This is a genomic window from Halobacteriovorax sp. HFRX-2_2, from assembly GCF_043196705.1.
Classification (GTDB): domain Bacteria; phylum Bdellovibrionota; class Bacteriovoracia; order Bacteriovoracales; family Bacteriovoracaceae; genus Halobacteriovorax_A.
This window is the reverse complement of sequence record NZ_JBEBMT010000005.1, coordinates 23,569-36,772: the sequence shown is the minus strand read 5'-3', so window position 1 is coordinate 36,772 and position 13,204 is coordinate 23,569. Positions and strand designations below refer to the sequence as shown.

Annotated in this window: 12 protein-coding genes; 7 read left to right on the top strand and 5 right to left on the bottom strand. The window is 37.5% G+C overall.

What is annotated here, in order from left to right:
• Positions 1–161: 161 nt before the first annotated feature.
• Positions 162–1,397: a class I SAM-dependent RNA methyltransferase gene (locus ABMA79_RS14785; RefSeq protein ID WP_393093574.1), complete on the bottom strand. Its 1,236-nt coding sequence runs from the start codon at positions 1,395–1,397 to the stop codon at positions 162–164.
• Positions 1,398–1,582: 185 nt separating this feature from the next.
• Between ABMA79_RS14785 and ahcY the strand changes: the two genes are divergently transcribed.
• Genes ahcY through ABMA79_RS14770 form a run of 3 tightly spaced genes read left to right on the top strand, consistent with a single transcriptional unit; the run spans position 1,583 to position 4,058 of the window.
• Positions 1,583–2,878, top strand: a complete 1,296-nt coding sequence (gene ahcY / locus ABMA79_RS14780) for an adenosylhomocysteinase (protein WP_392857631.1) — start codon at positions 1,583–1,585, stop codon at positions 2,876–2,878.
• A 54-nt stretch (positions 2,879–2,932) separates the two neighbouring features.
• Complete coding sequence (rpiB, locus tag ABMA79_RS14775; protein WP_392857629.1) at positions 2,933–3,373, top strand: ribose 5-phosphate isomerase B; 441 nt, start codon at positions 2,933–2,935, stop codon at positions 3,371–3,373.
• Positions 3,374–3,377: 4 nt separating this feature from the next.
• Positions 3,378–4,058: a hypothetical protein gene (locus ABMA79_RS14770; protein ID WP_393093571.1), complete on the top strand. Its 681-nt coding sequence runs from the start codon at positions 3,378–3,380 to the stop codon at positions 4,056–4,058.
• Here ABMA79_RS14770 and ABMA79_RS14765 read toward each other — a convergent pair whose 3' ends face one another.
• Together ABMA79_RS14765 and ABMA79_RS14760 are read right to left on the bottom strand one after the other, a co-directional pair.
• Positions 4,059–4,445, bottom strand: a complete 387-nt coding sequence (locus ABMA79_RS14765) for a thiol-disulfide oxidoreductase DCC family protein (protein WP_393093568.1) — start codon at positions 4,443–4,445, stop codon at positions 4,059–4,061.
• A gap of 18 nt (positions 4,446–4,463) precedes the next feature.
• Positions 4,464–6,173 carry a hypothetical protein gene (locus ABMA79_RS14760; RefSeq protein WP_393093565.1) on the bottom strand — a complete coding sequence of 570 codons (1,710 nt, stop codon included), beginning with the start codon at positions 6,171–6,173 and terminating at the stop codon, positions 4,464–4,466.
• Positions 6,174–6,446: 273 nt separating this feature from the next.
• Here ABMA79_RS14760 and ABMA79_RS14755 point away from each other — a divergent pair, with 273 nt between their 5' ends.
• The 4 genes from ABMA79_RS14755 to ABMA79_RS14740 all read left to right on the top strand — a co-directional run bounded on the left by ABMA79_RS14755 (position 6,447) and on the right by ABMA79_RS14740 (position 10,851).
• Positions 6,447–7,019 carry a metal-dependent transcriptional regulator gene (locus ABMA79_RS14755; RefSeq protein WP_393093562.1) on the top strand — a complete coding sequence of 191 codons (573 nt, stop codon included), beginning with the start codon at positions 6,447–6,449 and terminating at the stop codon, positions 7,017–7,019.
• 94 nt (positions 7,020–7,113) lie between these two features.
• The gene (locus ABMA79_RS14750; RefSeq protein WP_393093560.1) at positions 7,114–7,569 is read left to right on the top strand and encodes a hypothetical protein; all 456 of its coding nucleotides are present in this window, start codon (positions 7,114–7,116) and stop codon (positions 7,567–7,569) included.
• A complete protein-coding gene (locus ABMA79_RS14745; protein ID WP_393093558.1) occupies positions 7,569–8,786 on the top strand; it encodes an Npt1/Npt2 family nucleotide transporter in 1,218 nt (405 codons plus the stop codon). The genes ABMA79_RS14750 and ABMA79_RS14745 overlap by 1 nt, the downstream gene beginning before the upstream one ends.
• A 31-nt stretch (positions 8,787–8,817) precedes the next feature.
• A complete protein-coding gene (locus ABMA79_RS14740; protein WP_392857614.1) occupies positions 8,818–10,851 on the top strand; it encodes a M3 family metallopeptidase in 2,034 nt (677 codons plus the stop codon).
• A gap of 28 nt (positions 10,852–10,879) precedes the next feature.
• On the opposite strand, the gene ABMA79_RS14735 is transcribed toward ABMA79_RS14740, so the two are convergent.
• Together ABMA79_RS14735 and ABMA79_RS14730 are read right to left on the bottom strand one after the other, a co-directional pair.
• Complete coding sequence (locus tag ABMA79_RS14735) at positions 10,880–11,935, bottom strand: saccharopine dehydrogenase (protein WP_393093555.1); 1,056 nt, start codon at positions 11,933–11,935, stop codon at positions 10,880–10,882.
• Between the two features lie 21 nt (positions 11,936–11,956).
• Positions 11,957–13,204: an MFS transporter gene (locus ABMA79_RS14730; protein ID WP_393093552.1), complete on the bottom strand. Its 1,248-nt coding sequence runs from the start codon at positions 13,202–13,204 to the stop codon at positions 11,957–11,959.

The window sequence follows — 13,204 nt, the reverse complement described above, 5'->3', positions numbered from 1 at the left end:
ATAATTATTCTCTATTCGATAAGTGTATTGATATCGACAGTATTTTCTACTTACCTCTTCAGAAAAAACAATAGAGCTGTTTTAAGTAGGAAAACTCTTATTGGAGGAGTTTTAATACTCTTCCTTCTATATGTTGGATATCAATATTCTAAAGTATTAACTTAAATTAACTCATACTTAAGTAAGCGACACTCGATATCACCATTTAGAAACTCAGTTTTCTTACTTGTTTTCAAACGAATATTCTTTCTCAGTGGCCCATGAGCCGTAAGAATGAATGCAGTTGAACCCTTGAAGTTATTTTTAAGAGTTTCACCCATCTCGAAATAGAAGTCGTTAATATCAAGACCACCAATTGCTTGAATACGCTCTCCATAAGGAGGGTTAAATAGCATCATACCTCTTTCAAAGCCTGCTGGCGCTTGAGAGCCAATGAAGTTTTCACAACCAAAGTTTACGAAGTCAACACGGCCAAAGCAGTTGAGAAGGTGAGTTCTCATTAGCTTGAAGTTTTCAACATCGGCATCATTACAATAGAACTTATCACTTGGAATTGAATCAATTCTTTCCTGAGAGTCCTTCATAATTTCGTGAACTTTATCAAAGTACCAATCAACCAGGTTTGAATCGTGAAACCATGGTTGCCCAGTAAATGAATATGGCGTTGTATTTTGCTTAAGCCTTAAGAAGGCCGGCGATAATTTTAAGTAGTAGAAGATTGCTTCAATAAGAATCGTTCCAGAACCCGCCATTGGGTCGTAGAATGGCCCTTGGCAATCCCATTTTGTTTCAGCGACAAGGGAAGCGGCTAAGTTTTCTCTTAGAGGTGCGCGGTGACCACTTTCACGATACCCACGTTTATCAAGAGAAGTTCCAACCATGTCAGCATAGATGATAACCTTGCAACCTTCCTTAACTTTTTCAACACGTTGAAGAAAGCTCACATTTGGTTCATTAGTCTCAACATTTGGACGCTTATTAAATTTCTCTCTCATATAATCAACAAGAGAGTCTTTTAGAGTTTGAGATAAGAAAATTGAACTTCTGAAAAGCTCCTTACTTTCTCCATCTAAAAGAGTATTGATTTTAAAAGTTTGCTCTGGAGTAATATAATCTTCCCAAGGAAGCTCACTTGCTCTCTTGTAGATTTGTTTTTCGTTGCGGATATAGAAGAAGCCAACTTCCTTAAAAACACGAGAAGCAATTCTAGCATTGAAAATATATTCAATAGTTGCCTTGTTGCGGGCCTTAAATGCAGCTCCACCACGGCCGGCCTTGGCCTCGATTCCGTTGGCTCGTAGCTCGTTTACTAGGTATTGTTCACAACCTCTCGGGCATGAGGCAAAATAAAAACTTTTGTCATTAATGACTTTGTTCGACTTCTTATAATTTTCCATAGGCGAGATTTATGCTTTATTTAGGTATGTGTCAAAGAAAAAGCCTTAAGTTGGTAAAAATTCGTTCATTTTCCTCAATAAAATAGGCTAAATTCCTCTGTATAGGCTTCAAACTTGACGGATATACTGTTATAGTTTCGGACATAAAATATATTAAGATTTATTCATACATAAAGTGAGGAAACATGAGCTTTACAGATTACAAAGTAGCAGACATCTCTCTAGCTGACTGGGGAAGAAAAGAAATTAAAATCGCTGAAACTGAAATGCCGGGACTAATGTCTCTAAGAAAAGAGTTTGGAGCGTCAAAGCCACTTAAAGGTGCAAAGATCGCTGGTTGTCTTCACATGACTATTCAAACAGCTGTACTTATCGAAACTCTTGTTGAGCTAGGTGCTGAAGTAAGATGGTCTTCATGTAATATTTATTCAACTCAAGATCAAGCTGCTGCGGCTATCGCTGCTGCTGGAATTCCTGTTTTTGCTTGGAAAGGTATGAACGAAGAGGAATTTGACTGGTGTATCGAGCAAACTCTTAAGTGGGCAGATGGATCAGCACTTAATATGATCCTTGATGATGGTGGTGACCTTACAAATATGGTTCACGACAAGTATCCTGAGTTAATCGAAGGAATCAAAGGTCTTTCTGAAGAAACAACTACAGGTGTTCACAGACTATATGAAAGAGTTAAGGCCGGAACTCTTAAGATGCCAGCAATCAATATCAATGACTCTGTAACAAAGTCTAAATTTGATAACCTTTACGGATGTAGAGAGTCTCTTGTTGACGGTATCAAGCGTGCAACTGACGTTATGATCGCAGGTAAGACTTGTGTTGTTGTTGGTTACGGTGATGTTGGTAAAGGTTCAGCTCAATCTTTCAAAGGTCTTGGAGCTAGAGTTATCGTTACTGAAATCGATCCAATTTGTGCTCTTCAAGCAGCAATGGAAGGTTTCGAAGTAATGAAAATGGATAAAGCAGCTCTTGAAGGTGATATCTTCGTTACAACGACTGGTAACTACCACGTAATCAATGCATCTCACCTTGATAATATGAGAGATGGTGCAATCGTTTGTAACATTGGTCACTTTGATAATGAAATCGATATTAAGCACCTTCACAATAACTTTGAAGAAGATAATATCAAGCCACAAGTTGATCTATACACAGGAAAAGATGGTAAGAGAATCATCCTTCTTGCTCAAGGTCGTCTAGTTAACCTTGGTTGTGCAACTGGGCACCCTTCATTTGTTATGTCGAACTCTTTCTGTAACCAAGTAATTGCTCAAATGGAACTTTGGGATAATGCTGGTAAGTATGAGAACAAAGTATATATGCTACCTAAGCACCTTGATGAAAAAGTTGCTCGTCTTCACCTTGAGAGAATCAATGTTGAAATCGATACTCTTTCTCCTCAACAAGCTGAATACATCAGCGTACCAGTTGAAGGTCCATTCAAGCCAGAACACTACCGTTATTAATTTAACAAATACTCAAGCCTCCTTCGGGAGGCTTTTTACTTTTAGGTCCAAATAATGAGTAAGAAAATTTTCCTAGCGACAGATCACGGTGCTTTCGAACAAAAAGAAGCAGTTAAGAAATTCTTAATTGAAGAAGGTTATGAAGTAGAGGATCTTGGGACGCATTCGACAGATTCATGTCACTACCCTGAGTATGCAATCGCTTTAGCAAAGGCCGTGCAAAAAGAGGGGAAAGGTATCCTTCTTTGTGGGTCGGGAATTGGAGTATGCATGGTTGCCAATAAGTTTAAAGGAATTAGAGCAGCTCTTTGTCATAGCGTCGATCTAGCAAGGCTTTCTCGTGAGCACAACAACGCAAATGTAATTTGCTTTGGTGGCCGTATTTCAACTAGTGAAGAAGTTTTGGCCATGACTAAGGTATGGCTATCGACTGAGTTTGAAGGCGGCAGACATCAGACTCGCATTGACATGTTCACTGACCTCGGTGAAAATTAATCTTATGTTTAAAGTTAAATGGACTGAATATATCTCATTCTTTGTTATCTTAGTTATTGGTATCTATAGCCTATATATATCAAGAACTGATTTAGCTTATTTTGATAAAGTACTTAGCGCACAAAATGGACTACTCGAATGGTTTACTTTTGTTGGCCTATGTCTCATTTCATTTGGTTATTTTTACAGACGCAGAGTTCTCGCAAAATTTAGAGATTCAAAATTTCTTCTTATGCTCGTTGTTCAAGGTGTGTTCTATGTTATCTGTGCCTTGGAAGAGGTGAGTTGGGGACAACGTATCTTTGATTGGAATTCCCCTGAAATGTTTAGGGATATCAATAGTGTTCTTCTCGAAACAAATTTTCAAAATTGGTTAATTGCTCGTGGAGTTTCTCATGAGTCTTGGAACCTCTTTCTAAGAGTTATTCTATTTATTTATCTTTTTGCTGTTCCTATTTCATATCTTAAAGTTGAGAAGGCAAAGCAATTCATTGATAAATTTGCACTGCCTGTTCCAAAGGCAACTCATATTATAAGTTTCATGATTCTTCTTGTGATTACACTTTTTATTCCTAGTGATAATAAAGTGCAATTTGCAGAGTTTTGTTTGACTTGGGTTTTAACGGCCCTAACACTAGAGCCATTTAACCGCAGTATGTTTTCTCGTCGAAGTCTTGTTCGTTAGTTAAGCGTGCTTTACACAGCTTGGACATTTTCTTTTTAGCATTCTTCTGTAAGCACTAGTTGTCTTGTGAAAGTAGCTTGTGGCCTTTTGGCCCATATTGCTTTCAATTAGCCAGCTAAACTTATTTACAAGTGGGTATAGCTTAGCAAGGTGAGTGATCACTTCGTCACCCTTTAAAACTTTCTTATCACTTGTGATGTAGTGAACAACTTCTTGGCATTCTTCTTTATTTAGTTCGGGATAAGCTTGATAGAGCTTTTCATCGTTAACACTTACAAAGTTAACAGACTTGGCCTCTTCTAAGCGTGCTAGAGAATCCTTGAATCTGACACATAGTGGACATTCATCATCGAAAATGAGAATTGGTAATTTGTAATTTTCTTCCATGAAAACAACCTTTTATTTTTATTGTGCTCCTAATTTCTTAGTCGCTGAGTAACGATATCTTCTTGATATGATCTCAAAAATATTACTAGATTTATCTTTTGTAATTCCTGCATTTCTTTGTGCTCTTTGTGAGAAGTCTAAAATTTCTGCACTAGCATTTGCATTATCTTTCTTTTTCTTCTTTAGTAGGTGAGCGTATGGATTTACGGTCTTTTTCTTTTTCTTCTTTTTATTATCTAAACCGCTACCACCTCTAAAGTAGAGTCCATTATTTTTTGGTTTATAAGAAGCAGTGTACTTAGCAGACTTTCCTCTAAGGCCTGAAGCACGAGATTTAAGTTTTGCTTCAGCTGACTTACTTTCATTCGTCTCAGGAGTCGCAGAAATCGCATTTGCAACGGCACCATCAAATCCAAGTTGTCTTAAGCCTTCTGCGATTTTTGCATCTTTCTTCTTGTAATTATCTGGTAGATTGATTTTGTTAAGCCCTTCTTTTAGTTTATCGTTGGCCATCGCAAAAATCTTTCCTGACGTCGACTTGAAGCTATTTGAGCTATCACCTGGAGTCGATATACCGTTTGTCATTTTATAGAAGTCATCTAGACTTGTTCCAAGTCCACCCGGAATATACATTCCTCCAATCTTTGATGAGATTCTTGAATCGAGACATGAATTTGTTTGGCGACAAGTACAGTTAAGGTCTTCTTTCACATTATTGTCGACACAAGTAACTTGCCAATTATTATTCTGAGCAGTTCTTTGTCTGATTTGCGGATAACAATACTTAACATCATTCATTGTTTCAGGCTGGCTACAATAGCAATCACGATCTGAAACAGGATTACATTTACCTTTACCACTTAATTTATTGGCAACGTTATTTAACTTGTCAGCAGCATCACCATGCATCTTGTGTTCCCACATATAGTAGCTCGTCATAAGAGTTGAAGCACCTAGCTTTACCCAGTTACTCCAGCCACTTGTGAATCCACCTTGTGTGGCCATCGAGGCAATATAACAAACAGTCGTCGCTCCCCATCCTTTCCTCTGGATATCAACAGACTTTTGACGATCACGGTGTGAACGTGCTTGCTTATAAAGCGCCTGGCTTTGAGCATTTTCAACATCTGGTTCAGTAGCAAGCGCAAACTCATCACTCTTTTGCTGAGTCACACGTGCAATAACCTCGGCCCCCATCGGAATATACTGGCAATAATCAGTACCTTCTTTCTCGCTTGCTTTGTCATGTTCTGATTGCGCTTCCTTTAGATCTTCAGGTGTAGCACTAGAGTCGGCCATGGCCTCGGCCTTACCTTCTTGGTTAAAACTAATCCCCTTATCACTGTACTTGGCAGCAACATCTTTCTTAGTCACAACATCGATTTGATTGAATTTACCACCGCCTCCAGCTTGAGACATGGCCGGCATAATAATAGAGTAGGCTTGTCCTACGGCCTTAAACATTGAAGGTGACATTCCCATGAATTTCTCACCGTCAGTTGCATCGCCACCCTTTCTTATACTTTCACACTCTTGAGAAGTCCCACATTCCTCGGCCCACTTTTCATCAGCTTCTCTTTGCTGATAACCGGCGTGCGTATAATTCTCCATTGTATGCTTATCTCTGTCCGTAATATTTCCAGACTCAACATCGGCTTCCGAAGGAGCTTCGTAGTTGCTATTTTGTCCATAAGACAATATTGAACTCGTTACTAAAAATAACGTCACGAGAGTGGTGAATATTTTTGATTTTGGCCTCAACATTAGCTAACCCCAATTATTTAGATTCTCTTTGATTTTAACACGCTGTGGTGTTACTCGGGAGGTCTGTAATATATGCCTCATTAAAAACCACGTAAATTCAATGGGTTATGCAAGTGGTTGCTTTAGAAATCTGAAAAAACGATGCACATAATTTGGGGCATCTTCTAGGGGCCATTAGTTGCCAAAAATACCTGAAATTGCTAGATTAAAGGCATAACCTAATTTGTGAGAAATATCATGGCAAATACATCAACAAAAGCTAATACTAATGACAAAAAACCGCGTGAAGCTGAGTTATCTCACTCAATGGTCCACTATCTTTTAGCAATTCATAAGCTAAAAGAAGACAAGGGTTATGCTCGAGTTACAGATATTGCCAAAGACTTAGGTTTAACTAAGGGATCAGTTTCAACGGCCCTTAATAATCTTAAAAAACGTAATCTAGTTAAAGAGGAAGATGATACAAAATTTCTTCTCTTAACTGATGACGGTCACGATGAAGTTCACAAGACTTTAACTTCTCGTACTCTTCTTTATTACTTCCTAAAAGACTTTGTTGGTGTTTCAGAAGCAGTTGCTGAAAAAGACTCTTGTATGATTGAGCACCTTTTAAGTGAGGAAACTAGTACAAAATTCTTTGAATTCATGAAGACACTTTCTTGCTCATGTGACGATCTTGCAAAAAGTGGTAAACTTCCTAAAGGTTTTAATTTTCAGACAACTTTAAGTCTTTGTGACTACAAGTCCGCTGAAGAATTTATGGAAGGTCAAAAGGGTGATACGTACTTACAGGAAGAGAAAGACGCTTAAATTCTTATTTCTTTTAATTCTGGGCATATCACTATCAACTGCATCAGCAACTGAGTATTGTTTTAATCGTAAACGGCCAATTCATACCATTCGTATGGATCTGTTGAAATACGTTATTGATGGTGAAAAAATCAAAATTGATTCTCATAAGAATTGCTTAAACTTAGAAGTTAAATCATATCGCCAAGAATTATTTCGAAAATTAGTAAATAAATACTTTCCAAATGAGTTAGAGAAAAGCTCTGTGTCTCATTTCACTCAAGAGATGTGTAAATTCAAAATGAAAGAAGTGACAAAGCTTAATGATAAGGTCAACGAGCAGCTCTCGGACATTATTAGTTCTCAAGGCAATAGTTTTGAAATGGACTTCGGCGGTGAAGTCTATCATGCAATTTGTAAGAAGAAGGGGAGTATTTATCTTCTCGATTTAAGAAGTAAGAAGAATAAGGACCAATTAACGACTTTAACTTTTAGTTTAGGAAAATGGGTCGACTTAACTTCGCTGACTAAGCTTGAAAATAAAGAATACTCTCTTATGGTGATTGAATAATGAAAAATATTATTACGGCCGTTAAGGAGATCAATGCTGGTCTTTTTGGGCTATCTCAAGATGAGAGAAGAAATATTCTCTTAGTTACATTTACACTCTTTCTAGCATTCTTCTCATACCCAATGATTCGTTCGAGCTCAACTGCTCTCTTTATTCAGAATTTTGGCGCTAAGAGTACACCGTGGATTTGGTTATCTTCGGTAATGTTTCTTGGTCTCAGCGTTAGTATCATCAATGAACTACAAAAGTACTTCTCCATTGCGATAATCTTTAATGGGATTGTGGCAATATCGCTGGCCCTTATGGGAGGCGCTCTAATTGCACTTGGAAATGGAGTTGCTTACGGAAGCGCTGTCTTTGCCGTTTGGAAGGAAGTTTATATTATTTTAGTCGTCCATTTATCATTGGGGTATCTTAACTCTGTGATTGACTTTAGAGTCGCAAAACTCGTCTATGGTCCACTAGGGGCCTTGGGTTCTCTTGGAGGAATCTTTGGAGGACTCCTTACGACAAAGCTAATGAAGGGGATGGGAGTATTCTATGCTGCTTCTTGTGGCCTACTCATTCTAGCTCTAGTTATTATTATTTTTAGTTTTACCCAAAAGCAATTCTTAGCACTCAAAGAAAAGTCTCCAATCTCTTCACTCGCAGATAAGAAGCTTTATGTCTTCTTTATTTGTGGACTAATTATTCTTTCCCAAGTGGTAATTAACTTGGCAAATTATAAATTTAATCTAGGACTTGAAGTATTTAAAGATGCTAATGAGAAGGGTGCCTATCTTGGCAATATTTATTCATCGATTAATGCCATTTCACTAATTGTTCAAATTGTTATTATTCCAATTGCATTTAAATATTTTAAAGTTTCATCAGTCCATATCTTTATTCCATTTGTTTTCTTTATCCTGATTATTTTGGATCGCATGGAATACTTGGGATTACTCGGAACAGCAATTTTATTTGTAGGCTTTAAAGGTTTAGATTATTCGATCTTTTCGGCGGCCAAGGAGATGCTATATTTCCCTTTGAGCAAAGAACAAAAGTACGGGGCCAAGTATATCGTGGATATGGTTGTCTACCGTGCGTCAAAAATGGGTATTTCAGCTCTACTATTAGTGTTTACAAGTTTGGCTTTTACTCAAAATATGCTAATAATATCAGTGTTACTCTGGCTAGTTCTAGCGGCCTTAATGGCCATTAAATTTCGCTCGGAGTAATGTCTTTAATAAGATTCATTTAGGAGTTTATATGTCTAATCCATTATTAGAAAAATTCACAAATCCACATGGTGCAAGACCATTTGATACAATCAAAAACGAGCATTACATGCCAGCAATTCGCGAAGCAATTAAGATTCACAAAGAAGAAATCGAAGCGATTAAAAACTTTGATGGTGAACTTACATTTGTAAATATCATTGAGCCATATGCAAACTCAGGAAGTGCAATTGAAGATATTTCAATGATCTTCTTTAACCTAAAGTCAGCAAACACAAATGATGAGATGAATGAAATCGCAAAAGAATTCTCTCCATTATTAACTGCTCATGGTAACGACGTTAACCTTGATGCTGATCTTTTTGCAAAAGTTAAAGTTGTTTTCGATAACAAAGAAAATGAAGACTTAAATGCTGAGCAGATGACTCTTCTTACAAAGATCTATAAAGGATTCGTAAGAAATGGTGCTCTTCTAAGTGAAGAAGATAAGAACAAAGTAAGAAAGATTGATGAAGAACTTTCAAAACTAGGTCTAGAGTTTTCTGACAACCTTTTAAAAGAGACTAATAAATTTGAAATGGTTCTAGATAACAAAGAAGATCTTGCAGGACTTCCAGAAGGACTTATTGAAGCTGCTGCAATGACAGCAACTGAAAAGGGTCACGAAGGTAAGTGGGTTTTCACTCTAGATTACCCAAGCTTTGGGCCATTCATTACTTATGCTCAAAATCGTGAATTACGTAAGAAGATGACAATCGCTTCTGGGACTAAGTGTGCTAAAGGTGATGAACTTGATAATCAAGAAAACGTAAAAAGAATTGCTCAGCTTCGTTTTGAAAGAGCTGGTATTCTTGGATACAAGAGCCACGCTGATTATATCTTAGAAGAACGTATGGCCATGAGTGCACAAAATGTTTTTGATCTTCTAAATAACTTAAAAGAAAAAGCAATGCCTGCAGCAATTGAGCATATGGATGAAGTTAAAGCCTATGCTAAAGAGCAAGACGGAGTGGAAGACTTCTCTTCATGGGACTATATGTACTACTATGAGAAGTTAAAGAAAGAAAGATATAGCATTGATGATGAAATGCTAAAACCATACTTTAAGTTAGAAAATGTTCTAAATGGTGTTTTTGAAGTTGCAACTAAGCTTTATGGACTAAACTTTAAAGAAGTATCTAATGTTCCAAAGTATCACCAAGATGTAATGACTTATGAAATTACTGATCGTGATGGAAATTTCATTTCACTATTCTACGGTGATTACTTCCCTCGTGCATCTAAGCGTGGTGGAGCATGGATGACAGCATTTAGAGAACAATATGTTCTTAACGGTGAAGATATCCGTCCTCACATTGCAAATGTTTGTAACTTTACAAAGCCAACAACAACGAAGCCATCACTTCTTACTTTCAATGAAGTGACAACGCTATTCCACGAATTTGGTCACGCGCTTCACGGTATCCTAACTAAGTGTCAGTACCGTATGCTGTCTGGTCCAAATGTATTCTGGGACTTTGTTGAGCTTCCATCACAAATTATGGAAAACTGGGCATTTGAAAAAGAATGCTTAGACCTATTTGCTAAGCACTATGAAACTGGAGAGTTAATTCCAGCTGAATTAGTACAAAAGCTAAAAGATAGTTCAAACTTTGGAGAGGGACGTCACACTATTCGTCAACTAAGCCTAGGTCTACTTGATATGGCTTGGCACTCAGGTGATCCATCAAATATTACAAATGTAGAAGAATTTGAAAATCTTGCAACTCAAGATGTTCAACTACTTCCTAAAGTTGCTGGAACAATGGTTTCAACTTCATTTGGTCACATCTTCGCAGGTGGATATTCTGCTGGTTACTACTCGTACAAATGGGCCGAAGTTCTAGATGCAGATGCATTTGAATTATTCCTTGAAGAGGGGATCTTTAATACAACAATTGCAGACCGTTTCAGAGAAAATATCCTTGAAAAAGGTGGTTCAGAACACCCAATGGATCTTTATAAGAAGTTCCGTGGACGTGAGCCAGAGGTTGATGCACTACTTAGACGTGGTGGTTTAATCTAGCCCTTAACAAATAAAGCAAAGGCTCCTTTTAGGAGCCTTTTTTATTTTCAAAAATCTCTTTAGCGTGTGACCATGTGAAGTATTCCTTCGCATTCTTAAGCTCTAGTAGATGAGGAATTAACTGATTCGAGTAATCAATCGAGCTCTCTTTCGGCAGCGCTGAAGGAAGATTATCAATCGCAATAATATTACATTCATGATCAATCGAACTTTCAATTTTATGAAGTGGCCTGTCCCAAGTTGTATGAACATCGTAAACCGGGATAGGGTTGAGGTCACTATTGGGATCACAACTAACATCACAGATATATGATAGTTTTTGATTCTTTTCCATTAATTGCTTATCTAAGAATGGAGGAATTTTTGAAGTCATAAGGACTGTATTGATAAAGATATCCGCATTGATAATTTCATCAAATGGGCCACCTTTCTTAGTTTCATCTACATCCCAATTTATAGACTCTAACTCAAGATCATCAAGTAACTCTCTTGCTCCTCTTCCGCAACGTCCGAGGGCCCCGATGATAAAAGTACAAGGGTTTCTTTTACCTTGTCTTTTGTTGTTAATGATTTTAAGCCACTCATCTTTAGAAGAGTAATGCCTCAGAGTAGCAGGGGAATTTGAGAAGAAGTTCTCAATACTAAGTGCAGCCCCAACATAGCCGGCCCAGTAACCAAAAGCGGCAACACGTCTTTTATCTTCGTTTAGTAGAAATTCGAGATCGAATAGGGTTCCTTCACCTTTTCGATAGCGATCAAAGACTTTTTGAGATCCGTTTTGGCCCTTGTAAATATGGGCAAAGTAAATATGATTGTGTTTTAGTGGAAATTCATCCGTTTCTTTTAGTTCTTTTAAGCCTAGAATAAAAATATCGTCACCAACTGGTGCTTCAGTAACCCAAGCATGACTTTCTTTTATTTCACAGCCAATATTTTCATATTCTTCGATTGGAAAAATTCGATCATTTGATTTTTCGACGACTACTTTATAGCCTGCATCGATTAACTTTTTTGCATTTTCTGGTGTTAGAGGAGTTCTTTTTTCAAATGCCTTATCTTCATCTCTTAACCATACTGTTGTCATATTTAATAACCTTGTCTTTAATTAGATTTTATCCTGTATTGATGTATCCCTATCGACGGTTTCGTTGTTTAAGTTAAATAATGCTTTCATATCTGAAAATAACATTCTCGGGAAAATAAGTGCACAGAATGCAATACAGACGACAATAAGGATCTCTTCTGTAGCATATTGATTTCCAATAAATGTAAGGATAATCCCACCTAATATATTTGGGACAACGAAGCCAAGATCTAGTAGGGCAAATATTCTCGCTAGATACTTTGTTTCGACTTTAAGGGAAACATAATTTAGTTGATTTGTAATACGAACGAATACAACAAATCCCCAAACAAAGAAAATCATTAATGTTGCAGTATAAGAAGCCGTGTATAGCCATATTGCCATGAGAACAGGTTCTAAATAGAGTGTCGTAATAATTAATTTCCCAACAGGTTTATCTTTGAAAATTGTAGAACTGGCCCAACCACCAAATAGGCCACCAAGGCCAAAGAGCGCTAAGGCTATCCCGTAATCTTGCTTTGTGGCCCCGAGGGTTTCAGTAAGATATGGAAGAATTAGGGGAAACATAAACCCAAGTACTAAACCTTCAATGATGACATTTGAAATGACGGCAAAGAGCTCTTTTTGTGTTCGGGCATATTTAATACCATTCTTTATTTCAGATAAGAAGCTCTCACTGTCACCCTCTTGTTTTGGGGGGTTATAAGTTAAGCTCATAATAAAGTAGATTCCAACAATGTAGGTTAGAAAATCGAGGGCGACGACTTCCTTAATACCACCAAAAGCCGTAAACATTGTTGCACCAAGAAATGGCCCAATCATGTGTAGAACAGCAAATGCCGAGCCAAATAGTGCATTGGCACGATTCATATCTTTTTGTGGAACAATATCATTTACCATTGCCTGTCTAGTGGGGTTGTACATCCCTGTAAAAAGAGCGATCAGGCCGTCACATAGAATGACCACTTCAGGAGTTTTAGCAAAGATAATAGTGAAAATAATTGGGATACGAATATAGTTCGTAAACAGAAGGACATTCTTGCGATTATATTTCTCGCCGATGACCCCACCAATTAAGTTTCCGATTGTTAGAAAGAAGAGGAATACTGCACGTGCGGCACCAAGATAGCTCTTATTATGATTTGATAACTCAAATACTAAGAGCATTAGCGCTGTTTCTGAAACAAATGAGCCAAGCTCAGATGTCAGACCTGCAATATAGAGCCTTCTAAAATTTTGATAACGTAAAACCTTAGGAAGCTTGAACAT